Source organism: Streptomyces sp. AK08-02, from assembly GCF_033795085.1.
Taxonomy (GTDB): domain Bacteria; phylum Actinomycetota; class Actinomycetes; order Streptomycetales; family Streptomycetaceae; genus Streptomyces; species Streptomyces echiniscabiei.
Genome location: NZ_JARAZV010000008.1, coordinates 1 through 23,290, shown reverse-complemented (window position 1 = coordinate 23,290; position 23,290 = coordinate 1). Strand labels below are relative to the sequence as shown.

15 protein-coding genes and 1 pseudogene are annotated in these 23,290 nt (G+C 71.2%); 15 read left to right on the top strand and 1 reads right to left on the bottom strand.

What is annotated here, in order from left to right; genetic code table 11:
• The first annotated feature begins 5 nt into the window (after window positions 1-5).
• The 10 genes from PV734_RS17690 (at window position 6) to PV734_RS17645 (ending at window position 16,143) form a co-directional block, all read left to right on the top strand.
• The gene (locus tag PV734_RS17690; protein WP_415924222.1) at window positions 6-1,262 is read left to right on the top strand and encodes an Ig-like domain-containing protein; all 1,257 of its coding nucleotides are present in this window, start codon (window positions 6-8) and stop codon (window positions 1,260-1,262) included.
• A gap of 194 nt (window positions 1,263-1,456) precedes the next feature.
• Entirely contained in the window at window positions 1,457-2,875 is a 1,419-nt protein-coding gene (locus tag PV734_RS17685; RefSeq protein ID WP_415924221.1) for a glycoside hydrolase family 16 protein, read from the top strand.
• A 491-nt stretch (window positions 2,876-3,366) separates the two neighbouring features.
• Window positions 3,367-3,813: a hypothetical protein gene (locus tag PV734_RS17680; protein WP_319094805.1), complete on the top strand. Its 447-nt coding sequence runs from the start codon at window positions 3,367-3,369 to the stop codon at window positions 3,811-3,813.
• Between the two features lie 18 nt (window positions 3,814-3,831).
• Window positions 3,832-5,775, top strand: coding sequence for an Hsp70 family protein (locus tag PV734_RS17675; RefSeq protein ID WP_319290230.1), 1,944 nt, complete (start codon window positions 3,832-3,834; stop codon window positions 5,773-5,775).
• Complete coding sequence (locus PV734_RS17670; RefSeq protein WP_319094802.1) at window positions 5,772-7,268, top strand: hypothetical protein; 1,497 nt, start codon at window positions 5,772-5,774, stop codon at window positions 7,266-7,268. The genes PV734_RS17675 and PV734_RS17670 overlap by 4 nt, the downstream gene beginning before the upstream one ends.
• Window positions 7,265-8,800, top strand: coding sequence for a hypothetical protein (locus PV734_RS17665; protein ID WP_319290228.1), 1,536 nt, complete (start codon window positions 7,265-7,267; stop codon window positions 8,798-8,800). The genes PV734_RS17670 and PV734_RS17665 overlap by 4 nt, the downstream gene beginning before the upstream one ends.
• Entirely contained in the window at window positions 8,797-9,054 is a 258-nt protein-coding gene (locus PV734_RS17660) for a hypothetical protein (RefSeq protein WP_319290226.1), read from the top strand. The genes PV734_RS17665 and PV734_RS17660 overlap by 4 nt, the downstream gene beginning before the upstream one ends.
• A 107-nt stretch (window positions 9,055-9,161) precedes the next feature.
• Entirely contained in the window at window positions 9,162-10,808 is a 1,647-nt protein-coding gene (locus PV734_RS17655; RefSeq protein ID WP_319290224.1) for a tetratricopeptide repeat protein, read from the top strand.
• On the top strand, window positions 10,805-12,535 hold the full coding sequence (locus tag PV734_RS17650) for a TIR domain-containing protein (RefSeq protein WP_319290222.1): 1,731 nt from the start codon (window positions 10,805-10,807) through the stop codon (window positions 12,533-12,535). Before PV734_RS17655 ends, PV734_RS17650 begins: the two co-directional genes overlap by 4 nt.
• Entirely contained in the window at window positions 12,532-16,143 is a 3,612-nt protein-coding gene (locus PV734_RS17645) for a hypothetical protein (RefSeq protein ID WP_319290220.1), read from the top strand. Before PV734_RS17650 ends, PV734_RS17645 begins: the two co-directional genes overlap by 4 nt.
• A gap of 3 nt (window positions 16,144-16,146) precedes the next feature.
• Here PV734_RS17645 and PV734_RS17640 read toward each other — a convergent pair whose 3' ends face one another.
• Entirely contained in the window at window positions 16,147-17,046 is a 900-nt protein-coding gene (locus PV734_RS17640; RefSeq protein ID WP_319094795.1) for an AraC family transcriptional regulator, read from the bottom strand.
• A 146-nt stretch (window positions 17,047-17,192) separates the two neighbouring features.
• On the opposite strand from PV734_RS17640, the gene tkt reads away from it, so the two are divergent.
• The 5 genes and pseudogenes from tkt to PV734_RS17615 all read left to right on the top strand — a co-directional run.
• A complete protein-coding gene (tkt, locus tag PV734_RS17635; protein ID WP_319094794.1) occupies window positions 17,193-19,268 on the top strand; it encodes a transketolase in 2,076 nt (691 codons plus the stop codon).
• A 19-nt stretch (window positions 19,269-19,287) separates the two neighbouring features.
• Window positions 19,288-20,439 (top strand): transaldolase, encoded by a 1,152-nt coding sequence (tal, locus tag PV734_RS17630; RefSeq protein ID WP_319094793.1) that lies wholly within the window; start codon window positions 19,288-19,290, stop codon window positions 20,437-20,439.
• Window positions 20,436-22,082, top strand: coding sequence for a glucose-6-phosphate dehydrogenase (gene zwf, locus PV734_RS17625; RefSeq protein WP_319290218.1), 1,647 nt, complete (start codon window positions 20,436-20,438; stop codon window positions 22,080-22,082). Before tal ends, zwf begins: the two co-directional genes overlap by 4 nt.
• On the top strand, window positions 22,079-23,014 hold the full coding sequence (gene opcA / locus PV734_RS17620) for a glucose-6-phosphate dehydrogenase assembly protein OpcA (RefSeq protein ID WP_319094790.1): 936 nt from the start codon (window positions 22,079-22,081) through the stop codon (window positions 23,012-23,014). Before zwf ends, opcA begins: the two co-directional genes overlap by 4 nt.
• Window positions 23,007-23,290, top strand: a pseudogene (locus PV734_RS17615) (glucose-6-phosphate isomerase); the annotation flags it as partial. The gene opcA and the pseudogene PV734_RS17615, both read left to right, overlap by 8 nt.

The following is a 23,290-nucleotide window of genomic DNA, read 5'->3' as shown; positions in this document are numbered from 1 at the left end:
GTGCCGTGGGTGTTCCGCACATATCCAACCCGTCCGGGCAAGGGAAGGGGCAGGGCCGGCAGCAGTCCCCGGCGTGGTCCCGGCGTGGGATCCTCGCCGCGCTCGGGGCTGTTCCAGCCGCCGTACTGACCGGTTGCGGCAGCTCCGCGGACGCGTCGGCGGCGACGACCAGGGCGAAGGCGAGCGCGTCCGTGGAGGCCGCCAGGAAGGCCGTCGTCACCGTCACGCCCGCCGACGGAACCCGGCACGCCGGTTTCGCCACCCCCGTCGAGGTCTCCGTCACCGACGGCACCCTCGCCTCCGTCACGGTCACCGGCGACGGTGCCGCACTGGCCGGAACCCTCAACGAGGCCCGTACGAAGTGGACCTCGACCGGGAACCCGTACTCCGGGACGACGTACACGGTGTCGGCGCAGGTCACCGGGGCCGCCACCCGGACCGCGACCTTCACCACCGCCTCGCCCTCCGCGACCTTCGTCGGGTACTTCACCCCGGAGGCGGACTCCACCTCCGGCGTCGGTATGCCGGTGTCCATCAACTTCACGGAAGCGGTCACCGACCGGGCCGCGGTCCAGAAGGCGATCACCGTGACCGCCGAGCCGGCCGTCGAGGTGGTCGGACACTGGTTCAGCGACACCCGGCTCGACTTCCGGCCGGAGACCTACTGGGCCGCCGGCACGAAGATCACGCTCGGGCTGCGGCTCAAGGACGTACAGGCGGCGGACGGGGTGTACGGCACCCAGTCCAAGGACGTCACCTTCCACATCGGCCGCGAGCAGATCAGCACCGTCGACCTCGCGGCGAAGACCATGACCGTACGGCGGGCCGGTGCGACCACGGCCACCTATCCCGTCTCCGGCGGCGACGCCGACCACACCACCTGGTCCGGGATCATGGTCATCAGCGAGCGGTTCAAGCAGACGCGGATGGAGTCCTCGACGGTCGGGCTCGGCGACGAGTACGACATCTCCGACGTCCCGCACGCCCAGCGCCTGACCACCTCGGGCACCTTCGTGCACGGCAACTACTGGGCCGCCGCCTCGGTCTTCGGCAGCAGCAACACCAGTCACGGCTGCGTGGGGCTCCACGACACGAAGGGCGCGAACGACACCTCCGTGCCGGGCTACAGGTTCTACGACAGCTCCATGCTCGGGGACGTGGTGATCGTCAAGAACTCGGGCGAGGTGACAGTGGACCCGGCCAACGGGCTCAACGGCTGGAACCTGAACTGGGCGGACTGGAAGGCGGGCAGCGCGGTCTAGGACCTCCCAGAACCCCTTCGCCTCTACCACATTCATGTCTTCATCGGGTGAACTCACCTGTGACGAAAGGAAATTCTGGGTTTCACCTCTTGACGGCCGGAGCCACCGGGAGCACATTGGGCCCACTTTGAGAGCGCTCTCACGCTTTCTCGAAGGCGCCCCCGCACCCCCACCCCGTACCCGAAGAGGCACCCATGAGGGACACTTCAGGCACTTCACCCACTCCGCTCGCTTCAGCCCCACCCGTCACACGCGGCCCCCTCCGGCGCGTGCTCGTCGCCGTCGGCGCCGTCCTCAGCCTCGCGGCCGCCGCCGTGTCGGTGGCACAGGCGGACGCGCCGACCCCGCCGACCGGCTGGACGCAGGTCTTCCTCGACGACTTCAACGGCACCGTCGGGACCGGCGTCAACACCACCAACTGGCAGTACGCGACCGGGACCTCGTATCCCGGCGGCCCCGCCAACTGGGGTACCGGTGAGATCGAGACGATGACCAACAGCACGAACAACGTCTCGCTCGACGGCAGCGGCAACCTCCGGATCACCCCGGTGCGCAACTCCGCCGGCGCGTGGACGTCGGGTCGCGTCGAGACCAACCGCACCGACTTCCAGCCCCCGGCGGGCGGAAAGCTGCGCGTCGAGGCCCGCCTCCAGGTACCGAACGTCACCGGCGCGGGCGCCCTCGGCTACTGGCCCGCGTTCTGGATGCTCGGGGCGCCCTACCGGGGCAACTACCAGAACTGGCCGAGCGTCGGCGAGTTGGACATCATGGAGAACACCCAGGGTCTCAACACCATCTGGGGCACCATGCACTGCGGCACCAGCCCGGGCGGCGCCTGCAACGAGACGACCGGCATCGGCGCCACCACCAGCTGCGCCGGCACCACCTGTCAGGCCGGCTTCCACACCTACCGCATGGAGTGGGACCGCTCGGTGAGCCCGGAGGCGATCCGCTTCTACGTCGACGGCACCAACTACCACACGGTGACCGCGAACCAGGTCGACGCGACGACCTGGGCCAACGCGACCAACCACGGCTTCTTCATCATCCTGAACGTGGCGATGGGCGGCGCCTTCCCGGCGGCGTTCGGCGGTGGCCCGGACGCGAACACGGTCTCCGGGCGCCCGATGGTCGTCGACTACGTGCAGGTTCTCCAGTCGACCACCGGAGGCGGCACGACCACTCCGCCGCCGACCGGGACCCGGGACGCGTACAGCGCGATCCAGGCGGAGTCCTACAACAGCCAGTCGGGCACCAGCACGGAGACCACCACCGACACCGGCGGCGGACAGAACATCGGTTCGCTCGCCAACGGCGACTGGGCGCTCTACCAGAACGTCAACTTCGGCTCCACGGCCGCCACCCAGTTCGTCGGCAGGGTCGCGAGCGGGGCCGGCTCGGGCGTGAGCGGACTGGTCGAGGTGCGCCTCGACAGCCGTACGAGCACACCGGTCGGCAGCTTCTCGATCGGCAACACGGGCGGCTGGCAGAGCTGGCGCACGGTTCCGGCGAACATCAGTTCCATCACCGGCACCCATGACGTCTATCTGACCTTCACCAGCGGCCAGGCGCAGGACTTCGTGAACGTGAACTGGTTCAACTTCGGCCACTGAGACGGGCGTTGCCGATGCCCCGCGAGACCTTCCGGGCCTCGCGGGGCATCCGCGCGTGCGGCCACCGGCCGCTCGACGCCGTTCCGGTCGCGGCCGAGGGGACTGATCCGCGGGAAGCCCGGCGGCGACGGCGGTCACTGGGGAAAGATGTCGATTCACGGCGGGCGACGCCGTCGGGTCCATGGGGCCGATTTGGAGAGAAAGATTGCGGATGCAGCGGTCGGCCCCCGCTCTCCGGCCCTCGCACGCAGACTGCGGCGAGGGGCGCTCAGAGGGTACGTGACGTCAACGGCACCGAGGCCCCGGTTTCGGCCATTCCGACCGAAGGAGTTTCAACCCACATATAACGGGAGCGAGTTACCGTATTCGCCCCTACAATCAGCCGAAGGTCACGGCCGTCGTACAGCCGTGCTGCGTCACTGGAGAACCGCGTCGGACGGGGGCCGCACCTCATCCCTGTTCATCGCGTTCGTGAACGGGGGTTCTTTGCCATGTCCGGAGTCGACGACGACAGCGGAACGCTCTTCGCGCTGCCTCTGGTCGTGCCCCGATCCACCGAGTACAGCCGCCTCGGTGTGCCGCCGGAGGCGACGGCCGACGAGATCCGCGCGGCAGCCGCGCGCTATGACGCCATGCTCCAGGCACGAGGGGCGAGCGAGGACGAGATCGCCGCCGCGCACGCCGTCAACCTGGAGAACGCCGAGGCGCGCGCCGCGCACGACGCCCGTCATCCCCCGCTCCCCCTGCTCCGTCTCGAACCGACCTGGGAGCCGGTTCTCGACGAGAGGGACGTCGGACTGACCGTGCTGCGCAGGGAGCTGGAAGTGTTCCTCGCCGCCGCCGGCGAAGAGGTCCACCACCCCACGGACACCACCCGGACCGACTTCACCGGCGATTTCACCCGCACCCACCTTCTCGACGGCTTCGCCGACGAGTGAACCCCGGAGGAACTCCCCATGGATGACCAGCTGCACCGGGTCGTCGGCATCGACCTCGGCACCACGTACTCGGCCGTGGCCGCCTACCACCCGGACGACTTCGCCCCCATGATCCTCGCCGACCCCGAACGGGAGGGGAACAGCGCCGTGGCCACCCCCTCCGTCGTCCGCCTCGACCGGGCCACCGGCGCACTCGTCGTCGGACACGACGCCAAGGACGCGATCAGCGCCGGCGGCCCCGGCACCGGCGACACGCTCGTGGAGATCAAGCGGGAGATGGGGGCGGTGTTCACCCCGGAACTGCTGGAACTCTTCGGCGCGACCGGCGTCCACAAGGAGGGCGACCCGGTCCGGGCCCGGCTGGGCGGTGAGTGGCTGCGCCCGCAGGAGATCAGCGCGCTGGTGCTGATGCGAATGAAGCGGATCGCCGAACAGACCCTGGGCGGGGAGATCCACGACGCCGTGGTGACCGTACCGGCGTACTTCATGGAACGGCAGAAGAAGGCCACCGAGGAGGCGGCACTGCTGGCCGGTCTCTACCCCCGGCAGCTCATCCCCGAGCCCACCGCCGCCGCCGTCGCCTACGGAGTGGACCGCGCCGAGTCGGAACGGCAGGTCTACCTGGTGTTCGACCTGGGCGGCGGCACCTTCGACGTGTCGATCATCGAGACCCGGGACGACGAGATCGAGGTCATCGCCACCGCCGGCGACCAGCGTCTCGGCGGCGGCGACTTCGACGACGCCGTCGTGGACTGGATCGTCCGGGAGCTCGGCGACGCGCTGCCCAAGGGCACCGAGCGGCTGCGGATCAAGGCGGCGGCGGAGGCCGCCAAACGCGAACTGTCCCTGCGGAGTACGACGACGGTCGACCTCGGCGGCGGCGTCCCGGCCCTGGAACTCGACCGTGACACCTTCGAGCGGGAGATCCAGCCGATCCTGCAGCGGTCCCTGCACCAGGTCGACGAGGCCCTGCGCTTCGCCAGGAGCGCCAAGGGCGTGGAGCGCGAGGACGTCAACGCGGTACTGCTCGTGGGCGGTTCCACCCGTATCCCGCGGGTCCGGCGGATGCTGCTCGACCACTTCGACCAGGACGAGGACTTCGTCCGCGGCGACGCCAACCCCGACACGCTGGTCGCCCGGGGCGCGGCCATCGTCGCCAACCGGTTCGAGCCGACACCGGCCTTCGACCTCGCGACCCGGCCCACCGCGGAACGCTCCGCCGACGACCAGGACTACACCGTCACCCTGATCACCGAGCACACCCTCGGCGTGGGCGTCCAGCAGGGCCGGTTCAACACGCTGATCCCGCGCGGCACGAAGATCCCGGCCCGCCAGGCGAAGACGTATGTGAACCCGGAGCAGGCCAACCGTATCGAGGCGGCCATCTACCAGGGCGAGGGCGAGTACATCTACGACAACACCCTGATCGGCACGATCCACCTCGACGACATCGAGCCCCGGCCCGAGGGCCATCACCAGTTCGAGGTCGAGTTCTCGCTCGACGTGAACGGGCTGCTCGGCGTGCAGGTCACGCACGTCAACACGGGACGGGAGTACCAGGCGACCTTCGACCAGAGCACGACCATCGGGAAGTTCGACGAGCTGGTGGAACGGCGCGCCGCCCTGGTGCGGCTGTTCGCCGACGGCTCGCCCCGGACCCCGGCTCGGTCCGCACCCGGCGCCGACGCCCCGCGGATCACGATCCCCGGACCGGTGACCGCGTCGGTGCCGGACCCGATCACCGTCCCGGCACCGGCAGCCGCGCCGCTGCCCGAGTTCGACGTGGCCGACGTCCCCGCCGAGTACCGGCGCACGGTCAAGAAGGCCCTGCGTTCGGCGCAGGAGGGCCCGGAACGGCCGCCGCTCACCGAGGCCCTGCGGGTCTTCGTGAGCGCGGTGCGCACGGGCGCGGACGAGGACACCCTGGACGAGCTCGCCGACCGGCTCGAAGGCGAGCTGTGACGACAGCCGTCGACGAGCAGACAAGGGCCGTCGAGGAGGAACTCGACGCCGAGTACGCCGGCGTCGGCTGGTGGGGCTCGCTGTATCGCGCGCCCCGGCGGCGCCGCTGGTTCCGGCTCATCCCGAACGAGGAGATCAGCGGGGAGCAGCGGTCCGAGCTGGTCGCCTGGCAGACCCGGCCGCGCCGCCGTGAGCTGGTCCCCGTGGTGCGGGGCGAGGGGGGCGAGCAGCGGCAGTTCGGCGGCCGCTGGTTCCAGGTCGTCAGTTACGAGACCGACGCGCGGCGCGGCCTGGCCGACGCCCTCGACTCCGCCGATCCGGCGCTCCGGGTGGCGGCCGTGGCCGCCGTGCTGCGGGCGTATCCGGGGTGGCGCGAGGCGGTCGGACCGGGGCTGGTGGCGCTGCCCGCCGACATCGTGCTGGCCACGGACCGCGGTCCGTTGCTGCTTCCGCTGCCGCCGTGGGGTGCGCCGTCCCTGGAGCAGCTCGCCGGCGCGCCGACGCGGATCGCCCACCTCACCCCGGAGGCGGCGCGCGGTCTGGCGCCCCGGGACCGTGACCCCGGTCTGCACGCCCTGGCGGTCGCGGCCCGCACCTGTTTCGAGAACCTGCCGGACGGCGACACCGACCGGCTGCTCCAACGCGCCGCGTGCGCCGCCGTGTTCACCGACGGGCAGCGCGAGGGGCGGCTGCCGTCCTGGATGCGGCGCGTGGAACCGGTGCGCGGGGTGCGTGAGCGGCTGCGCGATCTCACGGGGCCGCGCGCCTCCCGGTGGAGCGACACGGAGGCCGAGCGGCTGGCGGACGCCCTCGACGAGGCGCGGCGCGCGATGGACCCGGTGGCGGCCGTGGAGGCGCTGCACAAGGCGGGCAGTCCTCGTCTGGCCGTAGGGCTCGCCCACGCTGCGCTGGTCGACCGGCCGAGCTACGACCTGCTGATTCTCGCCGCCAGGATCGCCCGGCAGGACCTGAAGGAACCCCTGGAGGCGCTGTCCCTGCTGGAGCGCGCGGTGCAGGCGGATCCGGGGCGGTCCGAGGCCTACGCCGCACAGTTGTCGATCATCGGCGGGCTCTGGCCGGTCGTGCAGGGCGGCCTCGCCCAGGCCACCGACGGCTCGTTCGCGCAGCGGCTGAACGACACGGCCCGCGCGGCCTTCCAGCGGCTGCCGGCCGAGCAACAGCGCGACCACGCCCATGAGATGGCCGGCTGTCTCATCGGGCAGGGCGCGTACGCCGAGGCCAACGTCCATGTGCACACGTGGCTGCACGACAGCGCGAACACGCTGATGTGGTGGCGTCTCGACCTCATGCTCGACTACGCCGAGACCTTCCTGCGGCTCGGCCGCCGCGCCGACGCCCGCCAGGTCCTCGATCAGGTCAAGGCGGGTCTCCGCAGGCTGCGGGAGAACGGCCAGATGAACGCTTCCGAGATCCACGAACACGGCATGCGACTCGCCGAGCTCGAACGACGGCTGCTGGAGGGCGACGAATGACCACGTTTCTGCTGGCGGTCGTTCTGCCGCTGCTGTTCCTCACGACCGTGGCGAGCGGGGCGTATTTCCTCGTGGTGCTGCCCGGTCGCTGGCGCGTTCCGTACGAGGAGGCCCTGGCCCTGCTCGACAGTGACGACCGGGACGAGCTGGAGCGGGCCGAGGGACTGCTCGGGCAGGCCGTCAACGCCGGACCACGGGGGCGGGCCCTGAACCGGACCCGGTTCGCCCAGGCGCAGGTCCGGGCGATGCTGGGGACGTACGAGCCGGCCCGCTACGGCGCCGCCGCGACCGTGCTCGACGAGCTGATCGCCGCCGAGGGCCGCACGGAGCACTCCGCGTGTCTCGAACTGTGGCTGCAGGCGCGCCTGGAGAACCACAACCGGGTCACCGACCTGTACACCGAGCACCGGCTGTTGCTGGACTCCCGCCCCGACAGCCGCCGTATCGCCGCCGTCTCCCACCTCCAGCTGGCCGTCACCCACTGGCGGCGCCGGGAGACCGACGGGGCGCTGCACCACTTCGACCGGGTCCGGGAACTCGGTGAGCTCACCGACCACATCCCGGCCGAGCTCAACGAACTCCAGCTCGCCAAGGGCGTCCAGGCGGTGTTCGACGGGCGGACGGACGACGCGCGCGAGGCGTTCGGCGCGGCTCGGGGGCGTATGGAGGGAGAGCAGTTGTCCACCGTGGAAGCCGAGTTGGGGCTTGTGGTGTGCGACTGGCAGGACGGCGATCCCCGCCAACTCGGTTACTGGCTGGGACAGTTGGCTGAGCAGTTGGAGCGGCGACCGCCCGACAGTGAGGTCACCGCCGTGCAACTGCGCTCAGGTGTGGCCCTGTTGAGGCTGCTGGCTCTGCTGCGCGAGTGGCTGGGCAGGTCCGAGCCCGGGGCGCCGTCGCCGGACGACTTCGCGGAGTTCCAGCGGCGGGTGGACGCGGTGCGCGAGGCCGACCCCGACCTGGGGGACGCCGACCTCGTCGAGGGGCTGGTCCGCTACTACTTCGCCCTCGGCCAGCCCGAACGCGAACAGGCGCTCAGTGTGCTCGACGCGGGGCAGCACAGGGCCAGGGCCGTCATGCTGCCCGAAGTGCTGGACCTCATGGAACGCGAGCGGGAGCTCGGCGGCGAGGGAAACTCCTTCTCGCGCTATCTCGTCCTGCTCGGGGAGTTCCTTTCCGATCCGGGCCGCTCCGCCGAGGACCGGGCCCAACTCCTGCGCCTCAAGGAGAAGTTCCAGCGTTACGCGACCGCGGACGACCTGGACGACCAGACCGTGCCCCACCAGCGTGCCCCGCTGGACGATCTCAAGCGCCGCTCGGCAGCGCTGCGCCGCCGGGTCGAACTGATCGTCTTCCCCAGGATCCGGGACCTGCCGGCGGACGATCCCGCCAGGGACGCCCTGCGCCGGCTGCTGGCCGAACTCGACCACGCCGCCGACACGGCGGCCGACGGCGCCGAGATCCTGCACCGGGCCGAGCTGGACCTCGTCACCAGGACGGCCCAGACACTGCTGCCGGAGGAGACCCCGTGACCCGATATCTGCCGAGTCTGCCGACGCTCGGCTACCGCACACCCCGGCGTCGTACGGCGGACGACGCGGCGCTCCTCGACCGGCTCCCGCCCATCGAGCACAGGCCCGCGCCGGACCAGGACCAGCTCCTCGAACAGGCCTCTCTCGCCCGGGTGTTGCTGCTCATGGCGCGGGTCGACCAGGAGACCGAGTACCGGCTCTGCCGGGAGCTCGCCGAACACGCACTGGGCGAGGTGCCCGAACCGGGCGAGTAGGTCCGAGCCCTCGCGTCCGCCGCCGCCTCCGCCCGCCCCGCCGCCTTCTCCTCCCCCGCCACTCCCCCTCCACGTCCCGTCCCAGCCCAAGCACCGGAAGAGGAACCGTGACAGGCACCGGCCGTGACCACACGTTCCACGAGATCCGCCCCGTACAGACGCTGCGCACCCCGGCCTTCGAGCTCAGGGAGGGCAGGGGGCACGGGGACTTCGCCGATCACGACCGGCGGCTGGAGGAGATCGCCCGCGAGGCCGCCGCCGCCGACACCTCGCGCACCGCACGACTGCTGGCGCCCCCGGTCGCCGCCCTCAGCGAGCTGTCCCTGTACCTCGGCGACGACGGCGAAGATCTGCTGGAGGACGCCAGGGCGAACGTCGGCAACGGCGAGTACCGGACCGCCCTCGAACTGCTGACGGAGTTCCTGGAGACCTCCCCGGAACACCAGGAGGCCCGCTATCTGCGCGCCTTCTGCCTGTTCCACCTGGCCGGCGGAAACCGGACCCAGGCACTGCGCGTCCTGCGCCCGCTGCGCGACGAGCCGCTCCCCGAGGACCTGCGCCCACGGGTGAGCGAGCTGCGCCGCGAACTGCGCCGCCTGCTGACGCCGGTGGAGATCACCGCGTACGCCGAGACCTCCCGGTCCGATCCCGAGGGCGCCCTCGAACGCGTCGAGGCCTTCCTGGAGCTGGCGCCGGAAGAGGGCAGCCTCTCCTATCTCCTGGCCGTCGGGCAGGCCCGCGCCGGGGATACGGAACTGGCGCTGGAGACCGCCGAGCGGGGTGCCCGGGAGGCGGACACCGACAAGGAGGGTGTCGCTGCCTACGCCCGCCGGCTCAGGCTCGTCGTGCTGATCCCGCACGCCGCGCGGGCCGTGGCGGCGTTCAAGGACGGCGAGCCGCGCCGGGCCCGCCGGGAACTGGCCGCGATGGACCCCCACCGGCGCCGCGCCGTCGTCCTCGACGACTTCGAGGCCCACCTCCGCCTCGTCGACAAGCACGGCGACCGAACCCCCTACCCGGAACCACGGCTGAGCGAGGACCGCGCCGAGGACCTCTACACGCTGCTCGCGGAGGCCGACACACAGCGGGCAGCCAACCTGCTGGCGATGGGCCGCGTCGAGGGGGCGAAGCGGCTCATGGAGAACCTGCTTCCCCTCGTCCCGGGCTTTCGCTGGCTCAACTTCCTCTACGCCGCCTGCCTCCTGAGCCTGGGCCAGGACCCCGACCGGGCCGCCGTCTGCGCCGAGATCGCCCAGCGCGACCCCACTCTCGCCCAGGCCCCGGAACTGCTCCGGGCGATCCGGGACTGGCAGGAGGCCGCGGTCGTCAATCCCGTGGTCAAGGAGTATGTCGACATCATGGAATCCGTCCGCGGCGGTGTCTCCGAAGCCGCCCGTCTGACGACCGTGCGCACCCGGCTGACCGACCTCCGGCGCCGGCTCCCGCAACTGCGCGGCAGAACGCGGACGGAGGTGGGCCGACAGGTCGTCCGCCAACTCGACGACGCGATCGTGGAGCGGCTGGGGGAGATCGAACTGGTCGCGGCCTCCATGGCGGTCTCCGATCTCGTAGGGCGGTTCAACGCGCTGGCGCAGCAGGGGCGCGGAGCGAGCCCGCACATGACGCGTGCCCAGCTGAGCGGGATCCTCCAGGACGCCCGGCGGCTGCGGCGCGACAGCGCGCGCACCCTGTCCACGGATTCCAGGAAGCTGCTCGACGAACTGATCGGGACGATCGCGAGGGCGCTGGGATGACGACGGAGCGGGCCGCCGACCAGTGGGACGTGTTCATCAGCTACGCCCGGGAGGACTACGTCCAGGCCAAGGACCTGCACGACGCGCTGCTGGAGTGTGTGACCGAGCGGGGCGGGACACCGAGGGTCTTTCTCGACCTGTCCCGCACCGGGATGCCGGCCGGCGCGGACTGGCAGAGCTACCTGGAGGAGGCCCTGCGCAACACCCGCCATGTCGTGGCGCTCTACTCGCGGACGTACTTCGAGAAGGACGTCTGCCAGTGGGAACTGCACAAGGCGTACGAGCTGCGGCTGACGGAGACCGGCCGGTTCATCCCGCTGCTGATGGATCCGGGAGCCGCCAAGAAGGTGCCGTACGTCGTGAACCGGATCAACTGGATCCCGGCGACGAGGCCACGCTGGCTCGACGAGGTGCGCCAGGCGCTGGGGCTGAGCACGACCGTGGCGCGCCCGGCGCTGCGCTTCGACGCGCCGGCCGGCGACGCGGTCGTGGGCCACACCCTCCCGCCCCTGACCGTGCGTGTCTCCTCGCCGAAGGGCGCGCCGGCCTGGCCGGAGGGTGGCATGGTCTCCCTCTCCGCGCAGCCGTCCGACGCCGGGCTGACCGGCACGCTCGCCGTACCGGTCACCGGGGGCGCGGCGGTCTTCGGGGACCTCGCGTTCGGGTCCGCGGCGACGGAGGCGGTACTCGTCGCGACGGCCCCCGGGTGCGAACCGGTCGCCACGGCTCCCTTCCCGGTACGGGCGCCTCGTGAGCAGTCGTCGTGGGACGGCGTGGACCGGCCGGTTCTCGCGGCGCGAGGCCGCCCGGTCTTCTTCCCCGACGGCCGTACGCCGGCCGATCTGGACGGGCGGACGTTGACGGTGCACGCGCTGACCGGGGCGGGATACGAAGCCGTCGGCACGGCGGAGTTGAGGGAGCGGCCCCGGCTGTGGGCGCACGGGCGACGCCGGCTGGCCGTCGCCGACTGGTCGGGGCGGGTCGTGGTGGCAGACCCGGACGGCACGACGCGGGCGCACGACCTGCCGGTTCCGGAGGGCGCGCGGCTCAACGTGCCGGGGGCGCTGGCCTTCGACGGGGACGACGTCCTGTACGTGGGCATGTGGTCGGGGCAGGTCTGGCGCCTGTCCCCCGACGCCGAGGAGCCGGAGCCGGTGCTGATCCATCCGGCCGGTGTCCAGGTGCTGGCGGCCGACGGAGAACGGCTGCTGGTGGGCGGGCTGGACGGACGGCTCACCGAGTACGCGGGGCGGCGCATCGCGGCGGAACACCTCCTGGAACCCGTGCTGCTCGGCATCGCGCGGGTCCGGGACTTCGCCCTGGTCGTCGGCGAACAACGCGTCCACCGACTGGATCTGACGGGACGTCAACTCCTGCAGGTGACCCAGCCGGTCACGGCGGTCACCGGTGTCCTGGCAGGCGGGGAGCTGACCACGATCGTCGACGCGAAGGGCCAGGGTGTCTGTTTCGACGGGGAGTTGGCGGTCCGCGTGGGCTTCCGCACGGTGCCCGGCGCCCGGCCGGTGGGCTCCGCGCTCGGCGGACGGCTCCTGGTGCTGGAGCATCCCGACGGGTCCCACGCCCTGGTCCGTGAGGGCCGGACCACCTACGTCTGCGGGCACCCGCTGGCCGTCTCACCGGACGGAAGCGTGGCCGCGGTCTCGGACGGGCGGCGGCTGTTGATCCTGCCGGTGGCGGAACTGGGCGGAGAGGGGACGCGGGCATGACCCCTCGTACCGGGCTGGAGAACCGGCCCCTCACCCTGTGGCGGCTGGCCGAGCCGCTGTGGTCCCGGATCGAGGAGGGGGAGCGGCTCACCCAGGGCCAGCTGGACGCGGTCGTCGAGGCCTTCTTCCGGATCGGCGTCCATCCGGGCACGCACCCGGTGACCGCGCTGAACCTGCTGGCCCGCGCCCATCGCCTCGACGGCGCCAACCCCAAACACCCGTACCACGTAGGCCTGCTCTACCTGCGTCACGGGCGCCCGGAGGCGGCGGTCCGCTGGCTGACCGCCGCCGCCACGCTGTCCCCCGTCAACCACCGTGTCTGGGCCCATCTGAGCCTCGCGTACCGGGGGCTGGACGAGCAGCGGTCGGGCACACCGGGCTACGACGGCGAGCATCGCGCCCGGGCCGAGGAGATCGGCGCCACGATCCGGGACGGCCACGACGACTTCGACCCGGAGGCCGGGGAGCCGCCGCTGCCCCTGTTGCGGCCCGGAGTCTGCCGGTGGACGGGGGTGCACGACATGGCGGCCGACGGCCGGCTTCGCGGCCGGACCGCCGAACGGACGAGGGACACGCTCTTCTCCGATCTGGAGGCTGTCGCCGGGCTCGTGGACCGCAGGCGGGGCGGCGCGGCCTCGTTCACCGTCCTCGCCGTCCAGTGGATGGTGTACGGCTACCCGCCCGCGACCGTGCGCCGTCTGATGAAGCTGCTGCCGCCGGACGACGGTGCGGCCGCCGGACTGCTGTCCCTGGTCTGTGATCTCTTCGAGGCCGACCGTGGCGACCTGCCGGCCCGGCTCGCGGTCTGTCTCTCCGAGCGTTCCCTTCCCGACGTCCTGGTCGCGCTGATCCACCGGCAGCGGCTCTTCCGGCGTCCGCTGCGGTTCCCGGACCTCGGCGCCCACGCGGCGGCCAGGGCGTTCACCGACGGCGACCCCGCCCGGCACGAGAAGGCCCTGGCCGCGGCCTGGCGGGCGCTCGCCGAGGAACCCCCGGACCCGATGGCGGACGTGACACTCCAGGAGGGCTCCGAGGAGACGCGCACGGCCGGTCCCGACGAGCGGCTGGCGGTGTTCACGGACATCGCGGCCACATTGAAGAACCTTCGCGAGGACGCCCAGGCGCACGCGAAAGACCTGGCCCAGGGGCCGGTGACGGACGGTGCCGACCACGCGCGGACCTCGGGGGACAGGGAGGTCCTTACGGAGCTGGTGGACCGGCTGGAAGCCGTGCGGCTGTCCTGGGTCGAGGAGCTGCGCCGCTTCAAGGGCGCCGAACCGGTCGGCCTGGTCATGCCGTTCACGGAGTTCCAGCGCCGACTGGAGGAGTGCGAGGCGGAGTTCCAGGAGCCCCTGGGCAGCGTACGAGCCGTCCTCAAGAAGCGGGTCGACCGTAAACTCGCCAAGTACCGGGGCGAGTTCACGGAGGCCGGCCCCACGCCCTCACCGGAGGCCCTCTCCCTGTCGGCACGTCTCACCGAACTGGAGGGGCCCGGCGCCGAGGAGTCGTCCGGCGCCCCGACGCCGGCGCCCGGCTCGGCGCCTCCCGCCCGGCGCCCCGCCGCTCCTCCCCCGCCGCCCGGGGACGCCGACGCGCGGGCGCGGGTCGCGCACGCCCTCGCCATGTCCGAGGAACGCCTGCGCACCAACTTCGCCGAGGCCCGCATCACACTGGAGGCGTATCCGCCCGAGTCCCGGCACCGTGAGGCGGTCACGCTGCTGCGCGCCTACCTGGGCGGACAGCAGGCCGAGGCCGAGCTGCGGCTGGGCCGGACGACCGACGCCCGGCGGCACTGGAACACCATGCTCGCCGACGATCCGCTGCACCCCGGGGTCCTGCGCAACCTCGCGGTGGCGCACACCTCGGCCGGCGATCTGGCACACGCGGGACTGGCGTGGCGCCGCTGTCTCGAAGCCCTGTATCTGCGGGACCTGCTCCACGGGGACATCCGTCGCGGGGCCGCCGAACGGGCCGAGGTCCACCGCGTGCTGGCCGGTTCCTTCGGCACCGCCCCGCTCGTGCAGGGCCTGACCCCCCGTAGCGAACTGGAGGAGGACCCTCGTCAGATCCCGCCCGTCCTGGCCGGGAAGGGAAAGGTGGGGACCGCTGTGGCCCATCTGCGGCTGGACGAGCTCAACCACATCCTCACCCACCGCAGTCCGACCCTCCTGCTGGGCGTCGGCCGCTTGGTGGACGAGGCGGAACTGGCCGCCGCCCGGGGTCGTCGCAGGGCGGCCGTCACCACGGCCGTGGCAGCGCTTCCCGCCCGGGTGCGCGGGCCCTTCGAGGAGGCGTGCGTCCGGTTGATCGACGAGGCCCACACGGAGGCCTCCCGGACGAAGGGACGCACCCGCAGGCCCGGGGACGAGGCGGAGGAGCAGGCGCACCTGGCGTGGGCGCGCAGCCGCGTGCTGTGGAAGCTGGCGATCAACAAGGCCGTCGTACAGGACGCGGAGGCCGACTGGGCGCTCACCGAGTACTCCGGCGACGTGCTCGGAAACCTGCGCCTCGTCGACGCGCTGCCCCTGGACCCGACGGACGACATGGTGCTGAGCAGTGTGCGGCAACTGGGCCTGCAGGGCGATGCCGTGGTGTTCGTGCGGCAGCTCAACAAGCTCGGCGAACTCGCCTGCGAGCGCGCGGTGTCCCGGGTCTTCGAGGTCGCCGGGGAGACCGCGTCCGGCGAGGCGGACCGCTTCCCCGACCGGTTCGGGCGCATCGGCCGGTCCTGGGTCCGCAACTCCGTACCCGACCGGTACATCGACCTCCTGAACGATCCGCAGGGGCTCTACTTCCCCTCGATCAGGTCGGCGTTCGCCATCCTGAACACCTCGGGTACGCCCGCCGACGACCACGAGCGCAAGGTCGTGGCCGCCGCCGTGACCGCGCTGGAGCGCTGGATGCGGCGCCTGCCCGGGGCCACCGGACCGGCCGTCGTGCTGGCCCGGCTCCTGAGCAGCCTCGACCGGTACGACGAGGTCGAGGCGGTGCTGTCCAGGGCGGGAGGCGAGGCGTTCGACGAACGCGGACGGCAGAAGCTGACGCCGGCCTACATCCGCCTCGACATCGACCGCGGACGGTACGCCGGGACCGTGCCGCGCATCCGGACGCTGCTGGCGGCCGAGCCGGACGACGAACAGCTCCGCGGTCTTCTGGTCTACGCGTACGACCGCTGGATCGGTTCCGGGAAGAGCGTGCCGTCGACGCGGGCCGTCGCCGAGGACTTCGCCCACTGGACGGACGAGGAGACCGTCGAGCTGCGACGGCGTCTGGTCCTGAGGGCGGCGATGGCCGCGTACCTGTCCCGCCACGAGACGGGCGGAACGGGCCCGCTCGTCTCCGAGCTCGGGGATGTGTGCCTCCGGGACCCCGGCAACACCCAGGCCGCGTACCACCTCGTCGAAGCGCTGCACAAGCACGCCTTTGAGCTGCGCAGGGAGATGCAGGGCATCTCCGGCGAGCGGCGCAGGGCGCTGCGCACGGAGTTCCAGAAGCTCCTGGTGGCGTGCGAGGAGCAGGCGGTCGCGCTCCTGAGCGGCGATGCGATCGACGAGGAACAGCGCGCGAGACTGCGGGAGATCATCCGCAACCTCCGCCGCCCCGAGTGACTCTCAGCTCAACTCGGCCCGGAACGCCACCGGGGTCGTTCCCGTGTGCAGTTGGAAGAACTTGGAGAAGTTCGCCGCGTCGGGAAAGCCGACGGCCGCGCCGACGCGGCCGATCGGCAGGGTGGTGTGGGCCAGCAGTCGCTTGGCCTCCAGGATCACCCGTTTGTCGATGAATCCCTTGGGTGTCTCACCGGTCGCCGCGCGCACCGCCCGGACGAGGGTGCGGCGGGAGTAACCGAGGGCGTCGGCGTACGCGCTGACGCTGTGATTGGTGGCGAAGCCCTTCTCCACCGCGTCCCTGAAGAGGGTGAAGGTGGTGTCGGCCTGCCCGCGCGCCGCCTCCGCCGAACTCGTGGCGAGGTGGGACAGCCGCAGCAGGAACGCCGTGAGCGAGTGGCGCAGTACGGAGGTGTGCAGGCCGATCGGGAGGGTGGCCGTGTCCTCGTACTCGCGGCCCAGCTGGGCCAGGGCCGCCCGCAGGCCCGCGAGTTGGGGCCCGTCCGGGCGCAGCAGCGGGGGCAGGTCGTAGTGGTAGAGGCCGGTCGCCTCGACCGTGGTCCGGGGCAGGAAACCGGGCTGCATGGTGAGGACGGTGCCGCGGTACTCGCTGGTGCGTGAGAAACGGTGAACCTGACCGGGGCGGATCCACAGCAGGTCGCCCGCCGTCGCCTCGTACTCGGCGAAGTCGATCATGTGGGTGACCGGGCCGTCGTCGAACAGCAGCACGACGTGGAAGTCGATGCGGTGGACGCGCTCCAAGGGCGCGTCGTCGTGCCAGGTGCGGTCCGGCGACATCGGCCCGACCTGCATGCCGACACCCAGGACGCTCAGATCGACCGGGAAGGGAAACGTCCTGATGGCGTCGCCGTCTCGCAGGCCCTCTTGGATGGTTCTGTCCGCCATGTCCTTCTCTTGCCGTCCGGTCCCCGCCGTCCGTGTCCCACTTTCACCAAAGGGTGACACACAGGCACCTGGCCTCTTAAAAGTCAGACTTTTAAGTTCGAACACGTCAGAGCGTTTCCTCCACCTCTACCGAGGACTTCTTGAAGATGAGTACGCAGACATCCGACAGCCTCCAGTGGACCGATCTCGACCGACGTGCCGTCGACACGGCCCGTGTACTCGCGGCCGATGCCGTGCAGAAGGTCGGCAACGGGCACCCCGGCACCGCGATGAGCCTGGCGCCCGCCGCGTACACGATCTTTCAGAAGGTGATGCGGCACGACCCCGCGGACCCCGAGTGGACGGGCCGTGACCGCTTCGTCCTCTCCCCCGGCCACACCTCGCTGACGCTCTACACCCAGCTGTTCCTGTCCGGGTACGAGTTGGAGCTGGACGACCTCAAGGCCTTCCGTACGCACGGTTCGAAGACCCCGGGCCACCCCGAGTACGGTCACACCGCCGGCGTCGAGACCACCACCGGCCCGCTCGGGCAGGGTGTCGCCAACGCGGTCGGCATGGCGATGGCCGCCCGCTACGAGCGCGGCCTCTTCGACCCCGAGGCGCCCGAGGGCGAGTCGCCCTTCGACCACACCGTCTGGGCGATCGTCTCCGACGGCGACCTGGAGGAGGGCATCTCCGCCGAGGCGTCCTCGCTGGCCGGCCACCAGAAGCTCGGCAACCTCGTCTTCGTCTACGACGACAACCACATCTCCATCGAGGGCGACACGGCGACGGCGTTCTCCGAGGACGTGCTGAAGCGGTACGAGGCGTACGGCTGGCACGTACAGCGGATCGAGCCCGAACTCGGCGGCGACATCGACGTACGCGCGCTGTACACGGCGCTCAAGGAGGCGCGGGCCGAGACCGCGCGCCCCTCGATCATCGCGATGCGCACGATCATCGCCTGGCCGGCCCCGAACGCCCAGAACACCGAGGCTGCCCATGGCTCGGCGCTCGGCGCCGACGAGATCGCGGCCACCAAGCGCGTCCTCGGCTTCGACCCGGAGCAGACCTTCGAGGTCGCCGACGAAGTCCTCGCGCACTCCCGCCAGGCCCTCGACCGGGGCGCCGAGGCACACGCCGCCTGGGACAAGCGGCTCGCCGAGTGGCGCACCGCACAGCCCGAGCGGGCGAAGCTGTTCGACCGGGTCGTGGCAGGTCAGCTGCCCGAGGGCTGGGAGGACGCGCTGCCCGTGTTCGAGGAGGGCGCGTCCGTCGCCACCCGCGCGGCCTCCGGCAAGGTGCTCCAGGCCCTGGGTCAGGTCCTGCCCGAGCTGTGGGGCGGTTCCGCCGACCTGGCCGGCTCGAACAACACGACCATCGACAAGACGTCCTCCTTCCTCCCGGCGGACAACCCGCTCCCGGAGGCGGACCCCTACGGCCGCACGATCCACTTCGGTATCCGCGAGCACTCGATGGCCGCCGAGATGAACGGCATCGCCCTGCACGGCAACACCCGTGTCTACGGCGGCACCTTCCTCGTCTTCTCCGACTACATGCGCAACGCCGTACGGCTGGCGGCACTGATGCAGCTGCCGGTGACCTACGTCTGGACGCACGACTCCATCGGCCTCGGCGAGGACGGCCCGACGCATCAGCCGGTCGAACACCTGGCCTCCCTGCGCGCCATCCCGGGCCTGAACGTCGTCCGCCCGGCCGACGCCAACGAGACGGCCGTCGTCTGGGCCGAGATCCTCAAGCGGCACGCCACGAACCCGGCCCCCCACGGACTGGCACTCACCCGGCAGGGTGTCCCGACGTACGCCCGCGACGAGAACGCCGCGAAGGGCGGCTATGTGCTGCGGGAGTCCTCCACGGGCACCCCGGACGTCGTCCTGATCGCCACCGGCTCCGAGGTCCAGCTCGCCGTCGCCGCGCGTGAGGCGCTGGAAGCCGAGGGCGTGGGTACGCGGGTGGTGTCGATGCCGTCCGTGGAGTGGTTCGAGGAGCAGCCGGCCGAGTACCGCGCGAGTGTTCTTCCGCCGTCAGTGAAGGCGCGCGTGGCGGTCGAGGCGGGTATCGGTCTGACCTGGTACCGCTACGTCGGTGACGCAGGACGCATCGTCTCCCTCGAACACTTCGGCGCCTCCGCCGATGCCGAGACCCTGTTCGCCGAGTACGGCTTCACCGCCGAGAACGTGGCCCGGGCCGCGCGGGAATCTCTGTCCGCCGCCCGTGGTTGATCCGCACGCCAGAAGGAAGATGATCACAGTGACCACCGAAACGATTCCCGCCACGGGAACACCGCTCAAGCGCCTCTCCGACGAGGGCGTGTCGATCTGGCTGGACGACCTCTCCCGGAGGCGCATCACCTCAGGCAATCTCGCCGCGCTCGTCGACACGCACCATGTGGTCGGCGTGACCACCAACCCGTCGATCTTCCAGGCCGCCATCGGCTCCGGCGAGGGGTACGAGGAGCAGCTCGCCGACCTGGCCGTGCGCGGCGTCACGGTCGACGAGGCCGTACGGATGATGACCACCGCCGACGTACGGGCCGCCGCGGACATCCTGCGCCCGGTCTACGACGCGACGGCCGGCCGGGACGGTCGCGTCTCGATCGAGGTCGACCCGCGTCTCGCCCACGAGACGGCGGCGACGATCGCCGAGGCCAAGCAGCTGGCCTGGCTGGTCGACCGCCCCAACGTGATGATCAAGATCCCGGCGACGAAGGCGGGCCTGCCGGCCATCACCGAGGTCATCGGCCTCGGGATCAGCGTCAACGTCACGCTGATCTTCTCCCTGGAGCGCTACCGCGAGGTCATGGACGCCTACCTGGCCGGCCTGGAGAAGGCGCAGGCCGCGGGCATCGACCTGGCGACCATCCACTCCGTCGCCTCCTTCTTCGTCTCCCGCGTCGACTCCGAGATCGACAAGCGGCTGACGTTGCTCGGCACCGACGCGGCTCTCGCCCTCAAGGGCCGGGCGGCGCTGGCCAACGCGCGGCTCGCGTACGAGGCGTACGAAGAGGTCTTCGGGGGTGACCGCTGGACCGCCCTGGGCGGCGCCCACGCCAACCGGCAGCGCCCGTTGTGGGCCTCCACCGGCGTCAAGGATCCCGCGTACAAGGACACCCTGTACGTCGACGAGCTGGTCGCGCCCGGCACCGTCAACACGATGCCGGAGGCCACCCTCGACGCGACCGCCGACCACGGTGACATCCACGGCGACTCGGTGACCGGCGGCTACGCCCAGGCCCGCGCCGATCTCGCGGCCGTCGAGGGGCTCGGCATCTCGTACGACGAGGTGGTGAAGCTGCTGGAGGACGAGGGCGTCGCGAAGTTCGCCATCGCCTGGAACGACCTTCTGAACGCCGTCACCAAGTCGCTGGACAGCAAGGGAGTTGACGGGGAATGAGCGACGAATCGACTCTGCCGGCAGCCACCGCCGACACGGCTCCGGAGCCCGCGACGGTGCCCGAGAGCGCGCCGGAGACCGCCCCGGAGATCGCTTCCGAAGGGGACTTCGGCGGTGACGTCGAGTGGGACAACCCGCTGCGCGACCCGGGCGACCGCCGTCTCCCTCTGATCGCCGGCCCGTCCGGGCTGGTCATCTTCGGGGTGACCGGTGACCTGTCCCGCAAGAAGCTGATGCCGGCCGTCTACGACCTCGCCAACCGCGGTCTGCTCCCGCCGGGCTTCTCGCTCGTCGGCTTCGCCCGCCGGGACTGGGAGGACGAGGACTTCGCGCAGATCGTCCACGACTCGGTGCGCGACCACGCCCGCACGGAGTTCCGCGAGGAGGTCTGGCAGCAGCTCGCCGAGGGCATGCGGTTCATCCCGGGCGACTTCGACGACGACGCGGCGTTCAAGCAGCTGCGCGCGGCCGTCGACGAGCTGGACGCCTCCCGGGGGACGAGCGGCAACTACGCCTTCTACCTCTCCGTACCGCCGAAGTTCTTCCCGAAGGTCGTCCAGCAGCTGAAGAAGCACGGGCTGGCGAACGCTCCGGAGGGTTCCTGGCGGCGCGGGGTGATCGAGAAGCCGTTCGGACACAACCTGAAGAGCGCGCGTGAGCTGAACCGGGTCCTGCACGACGTGTTCGACCCGGAGCAGGTCTTCCGGATCGACCACTACCTCGGCAAGGAGACCGTCCAGAACATCCTGGCGCTCCGCTTCGCCAACCAGATGTACGAGCCGATCTGGAACCGGTCGTACGTCGACCACGTGCAGATCACGATGGCTGAGGACATCGGCATCGGCGGCCGGGCCGGGTACTACGACGGCATCGGTTCGGCGCGTGACGTCATCCAGAACCACCTTCTCCAGCTGATGGCCCTGACGGCCATGGAGGAGCCGATCGCCTTCGACGCCGAGTCGCTGCTGACCGAGAAGCTCAAGGTCCTGAAGTCGGTGAAGTTGCCGGAGAACCTGGGCGAGCACACCGTGCGCGGGCAGTACGCGGCGGGCTGGCAGGGCGGCGAGCAGGTCAGCGGCTATCTCGAAGAGGACGGCATCGACCCGCAGTCGAGCACCGACACCTACGCGGCCGTCAAGCTGGAGATCGACAACCGCCGCTGGGCGGGCGTCCCCTTCTATCTGCGGACCGGCAAGCGGCTCGGGCGGCGCGTCACGGAGATCGCGGTCGTCTTCCAGCGTGCCCCGCACTCCCCGTTCGACTCGACGGCCACCGAGGAGCTCGGCGCGAACGCGATCGTCATCCGCGTCCAGCCCGACGAGGGCATGACCGTGCGCTTCGGTTCCAAGGTCCCGGGTACCTCGATGGAGATCAGGGACGTCACGATGGACTTCGCCTACGGCGAGTCCTTCACGGAGTCCAGCCCGGAGGCGTACGAACGGCTCATCCTGGACGTCCTGCTCGGCGACGCCAATTTGTTCCCCCGTCACCAGGAAGTGGAAGAGTCCTGGAAGATTCTCGACCCGATCGAGGAGTACTGGGGCACGCACGGCAGGCCCGCGCAGTACGCCTCGGGCAGTTGGGGCCCGGAAGAAGCCGACGAGATGCTCGCACGAGACGGACGGAGCTGGCGCAGGCCATGAAAATCGACCTCACCGACACCACGGCAAGCAAGATCAACAAGGCGCTGGTGAAGGGGCGGCGCGCCATCGGCACCCCTGCCGTGGGCATGGTCCTGACGATGGTGATCGTCACGGACGAGGAGAACGCCTACGACTCGATCAAGGCGGCCGAGGATGCCTCGCACGAGCATCCCGCGCGCACCCTGGTCGTCATCAAGCGGCACGCCCGCAGCCCCCGCGACCGCACGAAGTCGCACCTCGACGCCGAGGTCAGGGTCGGCGCGGACGCCGGTACCGGCGAGACGGTCGTCCTGCGGACGTACGGCGAGGTGTCCGACCACGCCGACTCCGTGGTCCTGCCGCTGCTGCTGCCTGACGCCCCGGTCGTCGTCTGGTGGCCGGTCAACGCCCCGGAGGTGCCCGCCAAGGACCCGCTGGGCGCGCTGGCCCAGCGCCGGATCACCGACATGTACGCGGTCGAGCAGCCGCTGACCGCCCTGGAGGCGCGGGTGCGGTCGTACGCGCCCGGCGACACCGACCTGGCGTGGACGCGTCTCACCCCGTGGCGCTCGATGCTGGCCGCGGCCCTCGACCAGGCCCGTACGAAGATCATCTCGGCGGCCGTCGAGAGCGAGGCGGAGAACCCGAGCGCCGAACTGCTGGCCCGCTGGCTGGGCGCCCGTCTGAACGTCCAGGTCGACCGCGTCGTCACCGCGGGCCCGGTCGTCACCGCCGTCCGCCTCGGTACCGACAAGGGCGAGATCGTCATCGACCGCCCCGAAGGCCCGCTCGCCACGCTCACCCTGCCCGGCCAGCCCTCCCGCACACTCGCGCTGAAGGTGCGCCCCACCTCCGAACTCATCGCCGAGGAGCTGCGGCGCCTCGACGCCGACGAGATGTACGCGATCGCTCTGCGGGGCGACGGCACCAAGGAGACCCCCCGTCATGTCTGACTCCCCCAGGCTCACCCAGCGCCCCGAATGGGCGGCGCTGGAGGACCACCGCGCCGACGCGCTCCGCGCACCGCGACTGCGGGACCTGTTCGCCGCCGACCCCGGGCGCGCGGAGCGGTACGCCGTACAGGTGGGCGACCTGCACATCGACTACTCCAAGCACCTGGTCACGGACGAGACTCTCGCTCTCCTCCAGGAACTGGCCGTCGCGACGGGCGTGTTCGGGTTGCGGGATGCCATGTTCCGGGGTGAGAAGATCAATATCACCGAGGACCG

Coding starts and splice junctions, on each gene's coding strand:
- PV734_RS17685 (WP_415924221.1), top strand. CDS start 1,457: ATGAGGGACACTTCAGGCACTTCACCCACTCCGCTCGCTTCAGCCCCA.
- zwf (WP_319290218.1), top strand. CDS start 20,436: ATGAGCGACGAATCGACTCTGCCGGCAGCCACCGCCGACACGGCTCCG.
- PV734_RS17650 (WP_319290222.1), top strand. CDS start 10,805: ATGACGACGGAGCGGGCCGCCGACCAGTGGGACGTGTTCATCAGCTAC.
- tal (WP_319094793.1), top strand. CDS start 19,288: ATGATCACAGTGACCACCGAAACGATTCCCGCCACGGGAACACCGCTC.
- tkt (WP_319094794.1), top strand. CDS start 17,193: ATGAGTACGCAGACATCCGACAGCCTCCAGTGGACCGATCTCGACCGA.
- PV734_RS17645 (WP_319290220.1), top strand. CDS start 12,532: ATGACCCCTCGTACCGGGCTGGAGAACCGGCCCCTCACCCTGTGGCGG.
- PV734_RS17675 (WP_319290230.1), top strand. CDS start 3,832: ATGGATGACCAGCTGCACCGGGTCGTCGGCATCGACCTCGGCACCACG.
- PV734_RS17680 (WP_319094805.1), top strand. CDS start 3,367: ATGTCCGGAGTCGACGACGACAGCGGAACGCTCTTCGCGCTGCCTCTG.
- PV734_RS17665 (WP_319290228.1), top strand. CDS start 7,265: ATGACCACGTTTCTGCTGGCGGTCGTTCTGCCGCTGCTGTTCCTCACG.
- opcA (WP_319094790.1), top strand. CDS start 22,079: ATGAAAATCGACCTCACCGACACCACGGCAAGCAAGATCAACAAGGCG.
- PV734_RS17640 (WP_319094795.1), bottom strand. CDS start 17,046: ATGGCGGACAGAACCATCCAAGAGGGCCTGCGAGACGGCGACGCCATC.